15 protein-coding genes are annotated in these 15,944 nt (G+C 71.6%); 5 read left to right on the forward strand and 10 right to left on the reverse strand.

Annotated elements, in window-relative coordinates; all coding sequences use genetic code 11:
• The first annotated feature begins 118 nt into the window (after window positions 1–118).
• From AMK33_RS34540 to AMK33_RS34555, 4 genes are all read left to right on the forward strand, one after another.
• Window positions 119–667: a hypothetical protein gene (locus AMK33_RS34540; RefSeq protein ID WP_073936964.1), complete on the forward strand. Its 549-nt coding sequence runs from the start codon at window positions 119–121 to the stop codon at window positions 665–667.
• Complete coding sequence (locus tag AMK33_RS34545; protein WP_073936965.1) at window positions 664–1,146, forward strand: ferritin-like domain-containing protein; 483 nt, start codon at window positions 664–666, stop codon at window positions 1,144–1,146. Before AMK33_RS34540 ends, AMK33_RS34545 begins: the two co-directional genes overlap by 4 nt.
• A 45-nt stretch (window positions 1,147–1,191) precedes the next feature.
• Window positions 1,192–2,097 carry an aminoglycoside phosphotransferase family protein gene (locus tag AMK33_RS34550; protein ID WP_073936966.1) on the forward strand — a complete coding sequence of 302 codons (906 nt, stop codon included), beginning with the start codon at window positions 1,192–1,194 and terminating at the stop codon, window positions 2,095–2,097.
• A 398-nt stretch (window positions 2,098–2,495) separates the two neighbouring features.
• A complete protein-coding gene (locus AMK33_RS34555; RefSeq protein ID WP_073936967.1) occupies window positions 2,496–3,002 on the forward strand; it encodes a carboxymuconolactone decarboxylase family protein in 507 nt (168 codons plus the stop codon).
• A 62-nt stretch (window positions 3,003–3,064) separates the two neighbouring features.
• On the opposite strand, the gene AMK33_RS34560 is transcribed toward AMK33_RS34555, so the two are convergent.
• The 8 genes from AMK33_RS34560 to AMK33_RS34595 all read right to left on the reverse strand — a co-directional run bounded on the left by AMK33_RS34560 (window position 3,065) and on the right by AMK33_RS34595 (window position 12,754).
• Window positions 3,065–4,765, reverse strand: a complete 1,701-nt coding sequence (locus tag AMK33_RS34560; protein ID WP_073936968.1) for a proline--tRNA ligase — start codon at window positions 4,763–4,765, stop codon at window positions 3,065–3,067.
• A gap of 78 nt (window positions 4,766–4,843) precedes the next feature.
• The gene (locus AMK33_RS34565) at window positions 4,844–5,410 is read right to left on the reverse strand and encodes a GNAT family N-acetyltransferase (RefSeq protein WP_073936969.1); all 567 of its coding nucleotides are present in this window, start codon (window positions 5,408–5,410) and stop codon (window positions 4,844–4,846) included.
• 27 nt (window positions 5,411–5,437) lie between these two features.
• The gene (locus tag AMK33_RS34570) at window positions 5,438–6,286 is read right to left on the reverse strand and encodes a GNAT family N-acetyltransferase (protein WP_073937042.1); all 849 of its coding nucleotides are present in this window, start codon (window positions 6,284–6,286) and stop codon (window positions 5,438–5,440) included.
• 158 nt (window positions 6,287–6,444) lie between these two features.
• Window positions 6,445–7,602: a flavodoxin-dependent (E)-4-hydroxy-3-methylbut-2-enyl-diphosphate synthase gene (ispG, locus tag AMK33_RS34575; RefSeq protein WP_073936970.1), complete on the reverse strand. Its 1,158-nt coding sequence runs from the start codon at window positions 7,600–7,602 to the stop codon at window positions 6,445–6,447.
• 184 nt (window positions 7,603–7,786) lie between these two features.
• A complete protein-coding gene (locus tag AMK33_RS34580) occupies window positions 7,787–9,079 on the reverse strand; it encodes a M50 family metallopeptidase (protein ID WP_201263137.1) in 1,293 nt (430 codons plus the stop codon).
• An 8-nt stretch (window positions 9,080–9,087) separates the two neighbouring features.
• Window positions 9,088–10,350, reverse strand: a complete 1,263-nt coding sequence (dxr, locus tag AMK33_RS34585) for a 1-deoxy-D-xylulose-5-phosphate reductoisomerase (RefSeq protein WP_073937043.1) — start codon at window positions 10,348–10,350, stop codon at window positions 9,088–9,090.
• Complete coding sequence (locus AMK33_RS45340) at window positions 10,347–10,910, reverse strand: helix-turn-helix domain-containing protein (protein WP_073936972.1); 564 nt, start codon at window positions 10,908–10,910, stop codon at window positions 10,347–10,349. Before AMK33_RS45340 ends, dxr begins: the two co-directional genes overlap by 4 nt.
• Window positions 10,805–12,754, reverse strand: coding sequence for an acyl-CoA dehydrogenase family protein (locus tag AMK33_RS34595; RefSeq protein WP_073936973.1), 1,950 nt, complete (start codon window positions 12,752–12,754; stop codon window positions 10,805–10,807). Before AMK33_RS34595 ends, AMK33_RS45340 begins: the two co-directional genes overlap by 106 nt.
• Window positions 12,755–13,074: 320 nt before the next feature.
• Here AMK33_RS34595 and AMK33_RS34600 point away from each other — a divergent pair, with 320 nt between their 5' ends.
• Window positions 13,075–14,085, forward strand: a complete 1,011-nt coding sequence (locus AMK33_RS34600) for a LacI family DNA-binding transcriptional regulator (RefSeq protein ID WP_073936974.1) — start codon at window positions 13,075–13,077, stop codon at window positions 14,083–14,085.
• A gap of 15 nt (window positions 14,086–14,100) precedes the next feature.
• On the opposite strand, the gene AMK33_RS34605 is transcribed toward AMK33_RS34600, so the two are convergent.
• Both AMK33_RS34605 and AMK33_RS34610 read right to left on the reverse strand, forming a co-directional pair.
• Window positions 14,101–14,943: a dioxygenase family protein gene (locus AMK33_RS34605; protein WP_073936975.1), complete on the reverse strand. Its 843-nt coding sequence runs from the start codon at window positions 14,941–14,943 to the stop codon at window positions 14,101–14,103.
• A 257-nt stretch (window positions 14,944–15,200) separates the two neighbouring features.
• Window positions 15,201–15,914 carry a glycoside hydrolase family 12 protein gene (locus AMK33_RS34610; protein WP_073936976.1) on the reverse strand — a complete coding sequence of 238 codons (714 nt, stop codon included), beginning with the start codon at window positions 15,912–15,914 and terminating at the stop codon, window positions 15,201–15,203.
• Window positions 15,915–15,944 lie beyond the last annotated feature (30 nt).

A 15,944-nucleotide genomic window follows, 5' to 3' on the forward strand; every position in this document is an offset into this window, starting at 1 on the left:
CCCGGTCACGGAGGGTGCCGCTGGGCACCCTCGCGCGGGCGCACGGGTACGGTGATCACGGGCCCCGGCCCGCCCTTTTCCGTCGCCCCGTTCGTACGAGCTTCCGAGGACGTCTGCCGTGTCGTTCCCCCTGTCTCCGCGCGCCCGTTCGGGGCCGCGCAGAAGGAGTCTGCTCGCCGTCGCCCCGGCGGCCCTGCTGGTGGCGGGCTGCTCCGCCGGGTCCGAGGGCTCCGGTGCCTCCGGCGGCAGCCGTCCCTCGGCCGCCGACCGGGCACGCGCGCGTGCGGCCCGGGACAGCAGGGAGCTGGCCGAGCGGTACGACGCGGTCGTGGCCGCGCATCCGAAGCTGGCGGAGCGGCTGCGTCCGCTGCGCGCGGAGGTCGTACGGCACGCGGAGGCGTTCGGGGAGACGGCGGATTCCTCGCCGTCTCCGTCGCTGTCGCCGTCGTCGTCCGGGTCGGGCTCGCCCTCGGCCTCCGCGTCGGCCGGCGTGCCCGCCGTGCCCGCGAAGGAGAAGGACGCCCTCGCCGGACTCGCCGCCGCCGAGCGGGAGCTCGCCGACCGGCGCGCGAAGGCGCTCCTCGACGCGCCGGGCGAGCTGGCCCGGCTGCTGGCCTCGGTCGCGGCGGCCGGCGCGGCGCATGTGTATCTGCTGACGGAGGCATGAGGGTGAGCGAGTCGCGCGAGGCTAAGGACCGGGAACTGCGGGCTCTCCAGGCCGCGCTGGCGGCGGAGCACGCGGCGGTGTACGGCTACGGGGTCGTCGGCGGGCGGATCGGCAAGGACCGGCGCACCGAGGCACGGACGGCGTACGACGCGCACCGGGCGCGCAGGGACGCACTGGTGCGCGCGGTGAAGGACGCGGGGGGCGCGCCCGTCGCCGCCGCCGCGGGGTACGCGCTGCCGTTCCCGGTGCCGGACGCGGCGGCGGCGGCGGTCCGGCTGGCGGCGGAGCTGGAGGACAGGGTGGCCGGGGTGTACGCCGATCTGGTGCGCGCGAGCGGCGGCGAGCAGCGGCGGGGAGCCGCCGAGGCGATGCGGGAGGCGGCGGTGCGGTCGGTGCGCTGGAGCGGCGAGAGCGTAGCCTTCCCTGGGCTCGCCGAGCGGGGCGGTACGGCTTCGGGGTCCCCGGCGCCGACGGCGTGACGGGGCGGCGGGCCCCGCGTACAGCAGGAAGGGAACGACTCGCGCATGGTTTTCGAACCGCCGAAGCGTCTGGTGAGGGCGCTCGGTGAGACGGCACCCGAGAATGACGACTGGCTGGAGAGGCTGCCGGAGACGGCGCGCGGGGCCGTCGCGCAGCGTGAGTTGACCGTGGAGCGGGTGCAGGTGCCGGGCGGGCGCAGCAGCCTGGTCGTGCTGGTGCGGACGGCCGACGGGACGCCCGCCGTGCTGAAGCTGGCGCCGCGCCGGGCGCGCCCGGAGAGCGAGCGGGCCGCGCTGGCCCACTGGGGCGGTCTGGGGGCGGTCCGGCTGCTGGAGCCGGCCGCGGGCGCGACCGAGGGGGTGCTGTTGCTGGAGCGGCTGCATCCGGACGTGTCGGTGCGGTCGTTGCCGGAGGCGAAGGCGTTGCTGGAGGCGGCGGGGACGCTGCGCCGGCTCTGGGTGGACCCGCCGGAGGGGCACGGTTTCGAGACGGTGGCCGAGCGCACGGAGCGGCAGGCGCGGGCGATGCGGGCGAGCGCGGCGGCCGACCCGGAGGTGGCTCCGCTGGTGGAGGCGGCGCTGACGGCCCGCGAGGAGCTGTTGGCGGCGCCGCCCGAGCACCGGCTGCTGCACGGGACGTTCCGGCAGAGCAAGGTGCTGTCCGGGGAGCGCACGCCGTGGCTGGCGGTGGGGCCGGACCCGGTGGTCGGCGAGCACGCGTTCGACCTGGCCCGGCTGGTCCGCGACCGCGTGGAGGACCTCATCGCCCAGGCGTCCGGCGCCACGACGACCCGCCGCCGGGTGAAGCGCCTCGCGGAGTCCCTGGAGGTCGACCGCGAACGCCTGAGCGGCTGGACCCTGTTCCGCGCGGTGGAATCGGGCGTACGGGCCCGCCGCGTGGGCCGCGAACAGGACGCGGAACTCCTCCTGGAGTTCGCGAGCTGGCTCTGAGGGGCGCCGTCCGGACCTCGCCGCGGTCACGGACCCTGGCACCACTCCCCCGCGCTCGGCTCCTCCCCGCGCTCGGCTCCTCCCCGCGCTCGGCTTCGCTCGAGCGGGGACCCTCATGCGCGGAAGGGACCCCCGCCACCGGGTTGTCGTCGGTTGCCAAGGCTCCGCCCTGACGCCCTCCTCCGCCTTGGGACGCTCCCCCAACTGTCTGAAGGGCGCGGGGAGGTGCCCCGCCGCCGGGCCCCGCTCGGCTCGACGGCAAGTCACCGCTCACTGGAGCCGGCCTGATCCGAACGACACTCCTTGGGCCGGTTCTCGGTCCGGAGGCTCCGTCACACTTCTTCGCCGCGATCCGTCAGGTCGGTGTCAGCGAGTGAGACTGTCCGAAGGAGACGGAAATGGAAACGCGTTCGATCACGGCGGAGATCCCGATGGTTCCGCGGATGGCCGAGGACCCCGCGGAGCTCGTTCCCGAGCTGGCGGAGGTGTCGGCGGCGCTGTTCAAGGTCACCGGCAACGGGTCGGTGCCGCGCTCCACGATCAGCTTGGTCCAGCTGCGCGCCGGTCAGATCGTCGGCAGCACCTACCTGACCGTCCTGCACACGGGCTTCCTGCGGAAGGCCGGGCAGTCGGAGGAGCGGATCGCCTCGGTGGCGTCCTGGTGGGACTCGCCGTACTTCACCGGCGCCGAGCGCGCCGCGCTGGCCCTCGTGGAGGCCGTGCTCCAGCCGTCCGCGGACGGCGAGCGGGTCTCCGACGCGCTGTACGCCGAGGTGGCCGAGCACTACGAGTCGAAGGCGCTCGCCACCCTGGTGTTCGCGATCGGCCAGGTCAACTTCTTCACGGCCGTCGCGCTCGTCGCCAAGCCGGTGCCCGGTCGGTCGTTCACCGACCCGTGGAAGTGAGACGGGCCGGGTGAGATCCGGGGCCCGTGCGGCGGGTGGCCGGCACGGGCCCCGTCACCCCGTTACGCCGTGAGGCGGGCGACGGCCTCGTCGACCGTGAGTTCCTCGCGTTCGCCCGTGCGGCGGTCCTTGAGTTCGACGACGCCTTCCGCCGCGCGGCGGCCCGCGACCAGGATCTGCGGGACGCCGATCAGCTCCGAGTCCGTGAACTTCACGCCCGGGGAGACTCCCGCGCGGTCGTCGACCAGGACGCGGAGGCCGGCGGCGGACAGCTTCTCGGAGACGTCCAGGGCCAGCTCAATCTGGAGCGCCTTGCCGGCTGCGACCACGTGGACGTCGGCCGGGGCGACCTCGGCGGGCCAGCACAGCCCCTTGTCGTCGGCGGTCTGCTCGGCGAGCGCCGCCACCGCGCGGGAGACGCCGATGCCGTAGGAGCCCATGGTGACGCGGACCGGCTTGCCGTTCTGGCCGAGGACGTCGAGCTTGAGGGCGTCGGCGTACTTGCGGCCGAGCTGGAAGATGTGGCCGATCTCGATGGCGCGGTCCAGCCGCAGGCCCGTGCCGCACTTGGGGCAGGGATCGCCCTCCTGCACCACCACGACGTCCACGTACGCGTCGACCTCGAAGTCGCGCCCCGCGACCACGTTCTTCGCGTGCGTGTCGGCCTTGTTGGCGCCCGTGATCCAGGCGGTGCCGGGCGCGACGCGCGGGTCGGCGATGTACGTCATCTTGCCCAGGCCCTGCGGTCCGACGTAGCCGCGCACCAGGTCGGGGCGGGCGACGAAGTCGGCCTCGGTGACCATCTCCACCGCGGCCGGGGCGAAGTGCGCCTCGACCTTGTCCATGTCGACCTCGCGGTCACCGGGCACGCCCACGGCGACGATCTCGCCGTCCACCTTGACCAGCAGGTTCTTCAGCGTGGCCGAGGCCTCGACGCCGAGCTGGGCGGCGAGGGTCTCGATGGTCGGGGTGTCGGGCGTGGGGATGTCCTCGGCGGCCGGGACACCGGCGGCGTCGACCGGCTTCAGCTCGTAGGCGATCGCCTCGGTGTTGGCGGCGAAGTCGCAGTTCGGGCAGTCCGCGAAGGTGTCCTCGCCCGCCTCGGCGGGGGCGAGGAACTCCTCGGACTTGGAGCCGCCCATGGCGCCGGCGGTGGCCGCGACGATGCGGTAGTCGAGGCCCAGGCGCTCGTAGACCTTCTGGTACGCCTGGCGGTGCAGGGCGTACGACTTCGCCAGGCCCTCGTCCTCCAGGTCGAAGGAGTACGAGTCCTTCATCAGGAACTCGCGGCCGCGCAGGATGCCGGCGCGGGGGCGGGCCTCGTCGCGGAACTTGGACTGGATCTGGTAGAGGATCACCGGCAGGTCCTTGTAGGAGGACGCCTGGTCCTTCACCATCAGCGTGAAGATCTCCTCGTGGGTGGGGCCGAGGAGGTAGTCGCCGCCCTTGCGGTCCTGGAGGCGGAACAGCTCGGGGCCGTACTCGTCCCAGCGGCCGGTCGCCTCGTAGGGCTCACGCGGCAGCAGCGCGGGGAGCAGCACCTCCTGGGCGCCGATGGCGTCCATCTCCTCGCGGACGATCCGCTCGACGTTGGCGAGGACCTTCTTGCCGAGGGGCAGCCAGGTCCAGATGCCGGCGGCGGTGCGGCGCACATAGCCGGCCCGGACGAGAAGCTTGTGGCTGAGGACCTCGGCGTCCGCCGGGTCGTCGCGCAGCGTCTTCGCCATCAACTGGGACATGCGCTGGACCGGTGCGTTCGCCATGGTTTCCGTACTCCTGCTGCGTCTGGGTGATGACAGGAGGTTAGCCGGGCGGGACGGGGCGGCGGAAATCCATTGTCCCTAGCGGCGGAGGAGGGGCAGCGGGGCGCCCATGACGGCGTACGGCTTGGGGGCGCTGGGGAAGAGGACCTGGCGGGCGAGGTCCTGGTAGCCGAGCGAGCGGTACAGCCTGCGGGCGGGGCTCTCGATGTCGATCGCGGAGAGGATCGAGCGGGGCTGCTCGGCGCCGTCGGTGATCGTGGTGATCAGGGCGCGGCCGATGCCGTGCTTCTGGTGCCGGGGGTGGACGTGCAGCTCGGTGATGACGAAGGAGTCGTCGAGCCAGTCGTCGTGGCCGCGGGCGCGCAGATAGGGCTCGACGACGGTGGACCACCAGTGGGCGCGGTCGTTGGGCATGCCGTAGACGAAGCCGGCCAGGCGGCCCTTGACGGTGGCGCCGAAGGCCCGGGCACCCGGGAGGGTCATGTGCCGCAGCACGATCTGCCGGCGTACGGCCACCTCGTCGGGGCCGAGCCCGAACGCCACCGCCTGCACCGCCAGCGCCTCGTCGACGTGGCCGGGAAGGTCGAGGGGACCGATCACGATGTCGTCGGGATGGGGGCGGCCGTGACCGGGAAAGCGCACCATGCCGGGGAGACTACAGGGCGTGCCCGCTCAGAACAGCACGCTCATGAAGGCGCCGACCTCCTGGAAGCCCACCCTCTCGTACGTCCTGCGGGCGGGCGTGTTGAAGTCGTTGACGTAGAGGCTCGCCACGGGCGCTATCTCCGTCAGGGCGTAGCGCAGGACGGCTGCCATGCCGGGGGCGGCGACGCCCCTGCCCCGGTGCTCGGGGGCCACCCAGACGCCCTGGATCTGGCAGGCGCGGTCGGTCGCGGCGCCGACCTCGGCCTTGAAGACGACCTTGCCGTCGGTGCCGAAGCGGGCGAAGGCGCGGCCGGCGCCGACGAGCTCGGCGACCCGGGCCTGGTAGAGCAGGCCGCCGTCGCCGGCCAGCGGGGAGACGCCGACCTCCTCGGTGAACATCGCCACGCACGCCGGCATGACCGTCTCCAGCTCGTCCTTGCGGACGCGGCGGACGTAGGGGTCGGGGGCTATGAGGTCGGACAGGCGGTCGGTGACCATGAGGGGCTGGTGGGTGCGGACCTCGCGGGCCGGGCCCCACTGGGGTTCGAGCAGCCGCCAGAGCGCGGCGGTGGGCTCGGCCGGGCCGACGATCGAGGAGCAGCGGCGGCCGGCCCGGCGGGCACGGTCGGCGAAGGCGCGGACGGCCCGGGGGGTGGCGCAGATGGGCACCAGGTTGGCACCGGCGTAGCACAGGGACGTCAGGACGCCCCCCTCGTACCAGCCCCACATCTCGCCGCCGAGCCGCCACGGGTCCAGGCCCGCGATCTGGACGCGGGCCGTCACGAAGGCGTTCGCGACCGGCTCGCGGTCGAGTACGGCGAGTGCGGCGTCCAGGTCACTCGGTTCGAGGACCCGGGATGTGGTCTGCGTCAACACGTGCGGGGCCTCACACACTGGGGTCTGCTGATTTCTCCGCACTGTACCTTCGCGAGCTGGGGACCGCCGCCCCCAGACCTCCGCTTCGGCCCGGAAAGGGCCTCGTCCCCACGTGCCGGACGGGCCGGATCACGCCGCCCGGCACGGGTGAGAACCCGTCAGCCCGCCACCGAGATCTGCGGTTCGCCCGAGGCCACGCCGTCCTTCTCCATCTCCTCGGCGATCTTCATCGCCTCCTCGATCAGCGTCTCCACGATCTTCGACTCGGGGACGGTCTTGATGACCTCGCCCTTCACGAAGATCTGGCCCTTGCCGTTGCCGGAGGCGACACCGAGGTCGGCCTCGCGGGCCTCGCCGGGGCCGTTGACGACGCAGCCCATGACGGCGACGCGCAGCGGCACCTCCATGCCCTCAAGGCCGGCGGTGACCTCCTCGGCGAGCTTGTAGACGTCGACCTGGGCGCGTCCGCAGGAGGGGCAGGAGACGATCTCCAGGCCGCGCTGGCGCAGGTTCAGCGACTCCAGGATCTGGATGCCGACCTTGATCTCCTCGACCGGCGGGGCCGACAGGGAGACGCGGATGGTGTCGCCGATGCCCTGGGAGAGCAGCGCGCCGAAGGCGACGGCCGACTTGATGGTGCCCTGGAAGGCGGGCCCGGCCTCGGTGACGCCGAGGTGGAGGGGGTAGTCGCACTGGGCGGCGAGCTGGCGGTAGGCCTCGACCATGACGACCGGGTCGTTGTGCTTGACGGAGATCTTGAGGTCGCGGAAGTCGTGCTCCTCGAAGAGGGACGCCTCCCACAGGGCGGACTCGGCCAGCGCCTCGGGGGTCGCCTTGCCGTACTTCTGGAGCAGGCGCCGGTCCAGCGACCCGGCGTTCACGCCGATGCGGATCGGGGTGCCGTGGTCCTTCGCCGCCTTGGCGATCTCCTTGACCTTGTCGTCGAACTGCTTGATGTTGCCGGGGTTCACCCGGACCGCCGCGCAGCCGGCCTCGATCGCCGCGAAGACGTACTTGGGCTGGAAGTGGATGTCGGCGATCACCGGGATCTGCGACTTCTTCGCGATCACGGCCAGCGCGTCGGCGTCGTCCTGCGTGGGACAGGCCACACGGACGATCTGGCACCCGGAGGCGGTGAGCTCGGCGATCTGCTGGAGGGTGGCGCCGATGTCGGACGTGCGCGTGGTCGTCATCGACTGCACGGACACGGGGGCGTCCCCGCCCACCGCCACGGATCCGACCTGGATCTGCCGGCTCTTCCGGCGCTCGGCGAGCTTGGTCGGAACGGACGGCATGCCGAGAGAAATCGCAGTCATCTGCTGTGCAACCCCAAGTCGTGGATCTAGGTCCGGCTCCCCGTGAGCAGCGGGCTCCGGGCTCCGAGATTACGGCAATGGCCAACGCCCGAGCACATCCCGCCCCTAAACCCACTCAAAGGGCGACGGCCCGGAACCAGAGGGTCCCAGGCCGTCGTGAACGGCGGGTGTCGCCTCCCGGGGGCTATGAGATCCGTACCGGATTCACCACGTCCGCGATCAGGACGAGGATGGTGAAGCAGACGAAGACCCCTGCCACCACGTACGCCACCGGCATCAGTTTCGCCACGTCGAACGGGCCCGGGTCGGGGCGGCGCAGCACCCTGGCGAGGTTGCGGCGCAGCGACTCCCACAGGGCTCCCGCGATGTGTCCGCCGTCGAGCGGCAGCAGCGGGAGCATGTTGAACAGGAACAGGGAGAGGTTGAACATCCCGAGCATCATCACGAACATGGCCACCTGCTGCGAGGCCGGGATGTCGAGGGTGGCGATCTCACCGCCGACCCGGGCCGCGCCGACGACGCCCATCGGGGAGTCGGGTTCGCGGGGGCCGTCGCCGAAGGCCGCGTCCCACAGGGCGGGGATCTTGGACGGCAGGGCGGCGAGGGAGTCGACGGCGTCGCCGACCCGGTCGGTCATCCAGGTCACGGAGTCGCCGAAGTCCTGTTTGACGACTCCGGTGGCCGCGCTGAAGCCGAGGAAGCCGGCCTTGACGTACTCACCCTCGACGTAGGCGCCGTTGTCGTCCTTCTTGGCGACCATGTTGGTCGCGATCTTCGCCTGGAGGGTGACCTCCCGGCCGTCGCGTTCGACGACGATCGGCACGCTCTTGCCGGCGCTGTCGCGGATGAGGTCGGAGAGGACGCCCCAGTCGTCGGTCCTGACCCCGGCGAAGGCGACGATCCTGTCGTCGGCCTTCATCCCGGCGGCGGCGGCCGGGGACTGGGGGTCGGACTTCTTGCAGTCGTCGCGGTTCTCGGTCTGCGAGATCACGCACTGCGAGACCGAGCTGACGGTGGTGGTCTGCTGCTGGATGCCGAAGCCCATCAGCACGGTGAGGAACAGCGCCACCGCGAGGATCAGGTTCATGAACGGGCCCGCGAACATCACGATGACCCGTTTCCACGGCTTGCGCGTGTAGAACAGGCGCTTCTCGTCGCCGGGCCTGAGCTCCTCGAAGGCGGCCGAGCGGGCGTCCTCGATCATGCCGCGCCACGGTGAGGTGGAGCGGGCCTCCAGTCTGCCGTCGGGGCCGGGCGGGAACATGCCGATCATGCGGATGTAGCCGCCGAACGGGATCGCCTTGACGCCGTACTCGGTCTCGCCCTTGTTGCGCGACCAGATGGTGGGACCGAAGCCGACCATGTACTGGGGCACGCGGATGCCGAACATCTTGGCCGTGGACAGATGGCCCAGCTCGTGCCACGCGATCGAGAACAGCAGGCCGGCCGCGAAGACGACTATGCCGAGGATGAACATCAGGGTCGTCATGCACGCGCCTCCGCGCTCGCCGTCCGGTCGGTCAGTTCCCGGGCCCTCGTCCGCGCCCAGGTCTCCGCTTCGAGGACGTCCGACACGGTCAGTGAAGTTCCCGTCGCGGGGGTGCCGTGTTCCTCGACGACCCGGATGACGGTCTCCATGATCCCGTTGAAGGGCAGCGTGCCGGCGCGGAACGCCTCCACGCACTCCTCGTTCGCGGCATTGAACACCGCCGGGGCGGTTCCCGCGAGCTCGCCGACGTGCCGGGCGAGGTTCACCGAGGGGAACGCCTCGTTGTCGAGGGGGAAGAACTCCCAGGTGGACGCCTTGCTCCAGTCGAAGACCGGGGCGGCGTCGGGGACCCGTTCGGGCCAGCCGAGGCCGATGGCGATCGGCCCGCCCATGTCGGGGGGCGTCGCCTGGGCCAGTGTCGATCCGTCCGTGAACTCAACCATCGAGTGGACATACGACTGCGGGTGCACGACGACCTCAATGCGGTCGAAGGGAATGTCGTACAGCAGGTGTGCCTCGATGACCTCCAGGCCCTTGTTGACGAGGGTCGCGGAGTTGATCGTGATGACCGGACCCATGGCCCAGGTGGGGTGCGCGAGGGCGTCCTCGACGGTGACGTCGGCCAGCTGCTCCTTGGTGCGGCCGCGGAAGGGGCCGCCGGAGGCGGTGACGACGAGCCTCCGGACGTCCGCGCGGGTGCCGGCGGCCAGCGCCTGGAAGAGGGCGGCGTGCTCGGAGTCGACCGGGATGATCTGACCGGGCTTGGCGAGGGCCTTGACCAGCGGGCCGCCGACGATGAGCGACTCCTTGTTGGCGAGCGCGAGGGTGCGGCCCGCCTCCAGGGCGGCGAGGGTCGGGGCGAGACCGATGGAGCCGGTGATGCCGTTGAGGACGGTGTGGCAGTCGGAGGCGGCGAGCTGAGTGGCCGCGTCCTTCCCGGCCAGGATCTCGGGCAGCGGCTCCCCCGCCCCGTACCGCGCGGACAGCGCCTCGCGCAGCGCCGGTACGACGTCCTCGCGGGCGACACCGACGGTACGCACCCGCAGCCGGTGGGCCTGCTCGGCGAGGAGGGCGACCCGGCCGCCGTTGGCGGACAGGCCGGTGACCCGGAAGCGGTCGGGGTTGCGCAGCACGAGGTCGATGGCCTGGGTGCCGATCGACCCGGTGGAGCCGAGGATCACCACGTCCTTCGGTCCGTCTCCCGCCACGGGGTCGTAGACGAGGTGCGGGTCGGCGAGGGGGGCTGGAGCGTCGGTCATGGACCCCATTGTGTCGGGTCCCGCGCACGGCCGGGGCCCCGCCCCGGCGGGTCGGGCGCATGTCCTTCCGCGCGGAGGGGCGGCCGGATTCCCCGGCCGCCCCCCTCCGTCCCGGCGGGTCGACGGGTCGGCTGACACCCTGTGTACGGCCGGTGGACGAGCCGCCGCTCGACGACCAGATCCGCGGGCGGGACGTCGAGGGCGCGTGCGATCAGCAGCAGGTCGTGGAAACGCGCGTCCGGGTCTCCACGCTCGATCCGCCCGATCCTCCGGGCACTGTGCCCGGTCGCTACGCCCAGTTCCTCCCGGCTGAGTTCCCGGGACTCCCGCACCTCGCGGATACGGTCGCCCGGTCGGGCGGGAGATCGGATCGCATGAGCACCGTCCTGCCCGGTGGATGCCTCCAGGGTGCCGCGCGGACCGCAGACGAGAGGAACCGTGGGTCTCTCCTGTGTCAGCGGATCGGCCGGTGGGCGTTCTCCCGCTCGGAGGGGCCCGGGGAGGCGTCGGCGATCCAGGGACCGTCGTCCGAGGGGTCGATGACGCCCTGTTCCAGCCACTCGTACGTGCCGGAGAGCACGCCCTTGACGACCTTGCGGTCGATGTCGTCGGTGTTGGTCCACAGGCGGTCGAAGAGTTCCTCGACGCGGATGCGGGCCTGGCGGCAGAAGGCGTCGGCGAGCTGGTAGGCCTCGCGGCCGTTCTCGCCCCGGCCGCGCAGGAGTTCCGCGCGGACGCAGGCGGCGCTCATGGCGAACAGTTCGGCGCCGATGTCGACGATCCGGCCCAGGAAGCCCTGCTTGGTCTCCATCCTCCCCTGCCAGCGGGACATGGCGTAGAAGGTGGAGCGGGCCAGCTTGCGGGAGGTCCGCTCGACGTAGCGCAGGTGCCCGGACAGGTCGACGCCGTGCTTGAACCCGCCGTAGGAGCCGGGGAGCTGTCCGGGGCCCGCGACGAGTTTCGGCAGCCACTTGGCGTAGAAGAGGCCCGCGCCCGCGCCCGCCTTCGCCTTGTCGCCGAGGGACTTCTCGGGGTCGATCAGGTCGCCGGCGACCGAGAGGTGGGCGTCGACGGCCTCGCGGGCGATCAGCAGGTGCATGATCTCCGTGGAACCCTCGAAGATGCGGTTGATGCGCAGGTCGCGCAGCATCTGCTCGGCCGGGACCGCCCGCTCGCCGCGCGCCCGCAGGGACTCGGCGGTCTCGAAGCCGCGTCCGCCGCGGATCTGGACCAGTTCGTCGGCCATCAGCCAGGCCATCTCCGAGCCGTACAGCTTGGCGAGGGCGGCCTCGATGCGGATGTCGTTGCGGTCCTCGTCGGCCATCTGCGAGGAGAGGTCGACCACGGCCTCCAGGGCGAAGGTGGTCGCCGCGATGAACGCGATCTTGGAGCCGACGGCCTCGTGCAGCGCCACCGGCTTGCCCCACTGCTCCCGGGCCGCCGACCACTCACGGGCGATCTTCAGGCACCACTTCCCGGAGCCGACGCACATCGCGGGCAGGGACAGCCGGCCGGTGTTGAGCGTGGTCAGGGCGATCTTCAGGCCCTGGCCCTCCTCGCCGATGCGGTGGGCGGCGGGGACGCGGACCCGGTGGAAGCGGGTGACGCCGTTCTCCAGCCCGCGCAGGCCCATGAAGGCGTTGCGGTTCTCCACGGTGACGCCCTCGGAGGCCGCCTCGACCACGAACGCGGTGATGCCGCCCCGGTGGCCCTCGGACTTCGGCACCCGCGCCATGACCACGAGGAGGTCGGCGACCACGCCGTTGGTGGTCCACAGCTTCACTCCGTCGAGGACGTACTCGTCGCCCTCCGGTACGGCGGTGGTGGCGAGGCGTGCCGGGTCCGAGCCGACGTCCGGCTCGGTGAGCAGGAAGGCCGAGATGTCGGTGCGGGCGCAGCGCGGCAGGAACGTCTCCTTCTGCTCCCGCGTGCCGAAGATCTTCAGCGGCTGCGGTACGCCGATCGACTGGTGCGCGGAGAGCAGCGCGCCGATCGCCGGGTTGGCGGAGCCGACCAGGGCGAGGGCCTTGTTGTAGTAGACCTGGGTGAGGCCGAGGCCGCCGTACTTGGTGTCGATCTTCATGCCGAAGGCGCCGAGCTCCTTGAGCCCGGTGATCACGTCGTCGGGGATCAGGGCGTCGCGCTCGATCCGGGCGCCGTCGATCTTCGTCTCGCAGAAGTCGCGGAGCTTGGCGAGGAACTCCTCGCCGCGCTGGACGTGCTCGTCGGCGGGCAGGGGGTGGGGGTGGATCAGGTCGAGCCGGAAGCGGCCGAGGAACAGTTCCTTGGCGAAGCTGGGCTTGCGCCAGTCCTGTTCCCGGGCGGCCTCCGCCACCTGGCGGGCCTCACGTTCGGTGACGGTGGGTCGGGACGGGGACCGGGGTGTCTCGGGTGTTGCGGACATGAGGCTCACCTCGCCGCGAAAAGGATGGTGTCATTACATTACTGACTGGTGCTACCCGATCGTATGTACCCGATTCGTAGCCGCCCCGCCACCCTTCGTGCGGCCGTACGGCCGACACGCCCGCCCTCGGAGGGCGGGCGGGAGTGAGGGACAATTCCTCCGGCACCCCCTTCAGTCCGACCCGGCTCCGGAGAAAGCTGTCGAAGCGCTTCGACAGCCTATGGACACCCGTCATCCTGTGAGGCTACTGTCGGATCACCCTCACCCACCCCCTGTACATCGCGCGCACTGTCGAAGCGCTTCACAAGCTTGGAGACTGGATGGTCACCCTCGCCGAGGTCGCCCAGCACGCCGGAGTCTCCGCGAGCACGGTGAGCTATGTCCTCAGCGGCAAGCGGTCCATCTCCGTGAACACCCGGCAGCGGGTCGAGCGGAGCATCCGCGAACTCGGGTACCACCCGAACGCCGGGGCCCGCGCCCTGGCCAGCAGCAGGTCCAACATCATCGCGCTGATGATCCCGCTGCGTACGGACATGTACGTGCCGGTGATGATGGAGATCGCCATCGCGGTGGCCACCACGGCCCGCACCCACGGGTACGACGTGCTGCTGCTCACCGGCGAGGAGGGCCCGGACGCGGTGCGCCGGGTCGCGGGCAGCGGACTCGCCGACGGCATGATCCTGATGGACGTCGAACTCGACGACGAGCGCCTCCCGCTGCTGCGGGAGACCGACCGGCCGGCGGTGCTGATCGGTCTCCCCGCCGACACCACCGGCCTGACCTGCGTCGACCTCGACTTCAAGGCCACCGGTGCGCTGTGCGTGGAGCATCTCGCCAAGCGGGGGCACCACGACATCGCCGTCATCGGCGAGGCACCGGCGGTCTACGAACGGCACACCGGCTTCGCCGAGCGCACCCTGGACGGACTGCGCGCCCGGGCGCGGGAGCTGGGACTGCGGCTGCTGCACCGGCCCTGCGAGGGCGGGTACGACGCGATGGCCGTGACGCTCGCCCGGATCCTCGACGAACGCCCCGGCACCACGGGCTTCGTCGTGCAGAACGAGTCGGCGGTGGAACCGCTGCTCGCCCTGCTGCGGCAGCAGGGCCGGGCCGTGCCCGAGGACGTCTCGGTGGTCGCGATCTGCCCGGAGCAGGTCGCCGTGCAGGCCTCGGTGCGGCTGACGTCGGTCGCCGTCCCCGCGCAGGAGATGGGCCGGCTCGCCGTGGAACAGCTGGTCGCCAAGCTCGACGGGCGGGGCGGCGACGAGGTCGTACTGATCGCGCCCGAGCTGACCGTCCGCGCCAGCTCGGGCCCGGCTCCCGCCCAGTAGCTCACCCGCCCGCTGTCACTCGCGGCGCCACAGCGCCGGAACGTTGGGCGGCTCCCAGCCGGTCATCGAGGTGTGGGCCTGCAGACAGCGGTACCCGGCGCCCCCGTAGGTGGCCCGGTCGCCCGCCGCGTACGGGTGGCCGGGAGCCCAGCTTCCGCTCGGCGGGTCGGTGGGCGGGTCCGTCGGCGGATCCGTCGGGCCGCCCTCGACGTCGAGCACGAAGTCGAAGGTGGCTTCCTTGCCGCCGCCGACGTTGCGGACGTTCATCAGCAGCGCCGGGTCGTAGATCGTGTCCGTGTTGTTGCGGGGCTCGCCGGGGAAGTACAGCTGGGTGGTCAGGACGGGCTCGCCGGGCGCCTGGGCCTTGACATGGATGTGCCGTGTGCGACCCGGATAGAGACCGGGCACGATCGTCCGCAGGCTGAAGGCGCCGGAGGCGTCGGTGAACTGGTGCCCGCGGAAGGTGTATCCGACGTTGTCGTAGGCGCCCGCGTTGTCGGCCTGCCAGAAGTCGAGCAGGACCCCGCTCAGCGGGACACAGTCGCGGCCGAAGACGTAACCGCTGACGGTGAGCGGGGTGCCCGGGGTGCCCGGTGTCACGAGGTTGCCGCGCAGCGGGGAGTTCGGCTTGAAGTAGGGACCCTCCATCTGGGGGATCGTGGGATCGTCGCCGTCGTCGCAGAACGGTGTCGGTGCGAGGTCCCGTCCCTGGGTGCCGGCGTCCCTGGCGAGCGCCACCGTGCCCGTCGCGAGCAACGGGACGGCGGCACCGGCGGCGACGGCCGCCCTGAGCAGGTTCTTGCGGCTGATCGGGCGGTCGGCGCCGGTACCGGGTTCATCGGGGGCGGATGGTGTCATGGCGGATTCCTCGGTCTCCTCGGTGGGGGCGGAAGGACGGGGCATGCCTGACCCGGAGCGCGCCCGCGAACGCGGGGCGGGCGAACTGTGTCTCGCGGACGCGCTCCACTGTGATCACCGAAAACGTAGTCGCGCCGGTCACCGCGCCGGAACTCCCGCTCCGGCCCCTGCACGGCGTTATGGCAGCCGGGCGTCGCCGGGAGACACGAGGCCGCCCGCACCTGTGCACCGGTGCGGGCGGCACGGAGATGTGGTGACTAACCGCCGGACACCGTCAGGTTGTTGGTGCGGAAGTCCAGCCCGCCGGACGACGAGGTGATCTCGTAGCCGAACTGCACGTCACCGATGGTCTCGTTGCCCATCCAGCCCTTGGTGTCCTTGATCCATTTGAGGATCGGGAGGATGTTCACGGTGCCGGAGTTCGAGTCCGAGGTGCGCAGGAAGGAGAAGACCTCGTTGGCGCCGTTGTTCCCCTTGTAGACGTTCCAGGTGTGGCCGCCGAGGCTCACGGTGCCCTGCGAGCTGCCGAGCGGGCCCACGGCGCCGTTGTGGTTGACCCAGAGCATGATCTCGTAGTCGTAGTCCGTGTCCCAGATGTCGTACGAGGTGTTGTACGCGCCCGAGGACGGGACGGTGACGTTGTAGCTGCTGGTGAGCGAACCGAGGGAGGTGATCGACTTGTTGATCACCTTCTTGGCGTTCGGGTAGGACTTGATGCCGCCGGTGTTGGGGTGGTCGGCCCACACGCCCCAGTTGGTGCCGGAGTTGGCCCAGACGCACTGGGCGCCGGCGCCGGAACCCCAGATGTTGTTGTAGAGCGTGTAGCCGTTGAGGCTGGTGTTGCCCCACTGGTCGCAGGAGCTCCAGACGGCGGCGTGCGCGGGGGCGGAGGCGAGTCCGACCGTCGCGCCGAGCGCGAGGGCGGGCGCCAGCAGGACCTTGGTGATCCTGCTCAGGGTGCTTGCTGCCATGGGATTCCTTCCATGGGTGGGGGGGAATTG

The organism is Streptomyces sp. CB02400 (genome assembly GCF_001905725.1).
GTDB classification, from domain to species: domain Bacteria; phylum Actinomycetota; class Actinomycetes; order Streptomycetales; family Streptomycetaceae; genus Streptomyces; species Streptomyces atrovirens.

What these genes read in the sequence shown, in the direction of transcription:
- AMK33_RS34560 (WP_073936968.1), bottom strand. Translation starts at nt 4,765, where the DNA reads ATGGCGAACGCACCGGTCCAGCGCATGTCCCAGTTGATGGCGAAGACG.
- AMK33_RS34600 (WP_073936974.1), top strand. Translation starts at nt 13,075, where the DNA reads ATGGTCACCCTCGCCGAGGTCGCCCAGCACGCCGGAGTCTCCGCGAGC.
- dxr (WP_073937043.1), bottom strand. Translation starts at nt 10,350, where the DNA reads ATGACCGACGCTCCAGCCCCCCTCGCCGACCCGCACCTCGTCTACGAC.
- AMK33_RS34605 (WP_073936975.1), bottom strand. Translation starts at nt 14,943, where the DNA reads ATGACACCATCCGCCCCCGATGAACCCGGTACCGGCGCCGACCGCCCG.
- AMK33_RS34565 (WP_073936969.1), bottom strand. Translation starts at nt 5,410, where the DNA reads ATGGTGCGCTTTCCCGGTCACGGCCGCCCCCATCCCGACGACATCGTG.
- AMK33_RS34545 (WP_073936965.1), top strand. Translation starts at nt 664, where the DNA reads ATGAGGGTGAGCGAGTCGCGCGAGGCTAAGGACCGGGAACTGCGGGCT.
- ispG (WP_073936970.1), bottom strand. Translation starts at nt 7,602, where the DNA reads ATGACTGCGATTTCTCTCGGCATGCCGTCCGTTCCGACCAAGCTCGCC.
- AMK33_RS34550 (WP_073936966.1), top strand. Translation starts at nt 1,192, where the DNA reads ATGGTTTTCGAACCGCCGAAGCGTCTGGTGAGGGCGCTCGGTGAGACG.
- AMK33_RS34595 (WP_073936973.1), bottom strand. Translation starts at nt 12,754, where the DNA reads ATGTCCGCAACACCCGAGACACCCCGGTCCCCGTCCCGACCCACCGTC.
- AMK33_RS34610 (WP_073936976.1), bottom strand. Translation starts at nt 15,914, where the DNA reads ATGGCAGCAAGCACCCTGAGCAGGATCACCAAGGTCCTGCTGGCGCCC.
- AMK33_RS34555 (WP_073936967.1), top strand. Translation starts at nt 2,496, where the DNA reads ATGGAAACGCGTTCGATCACGGCGGAGATCCCGATGGTTCCGCGGATG.
- AMK33_RS34580 (WP_201263137.1), bottom strand. Translation starts at nt 9,079, where the DNA reads ATGTTCATCCTCGGCATAGTCGTCTTCGCGGCCGGCCTGCTGTTCTCG.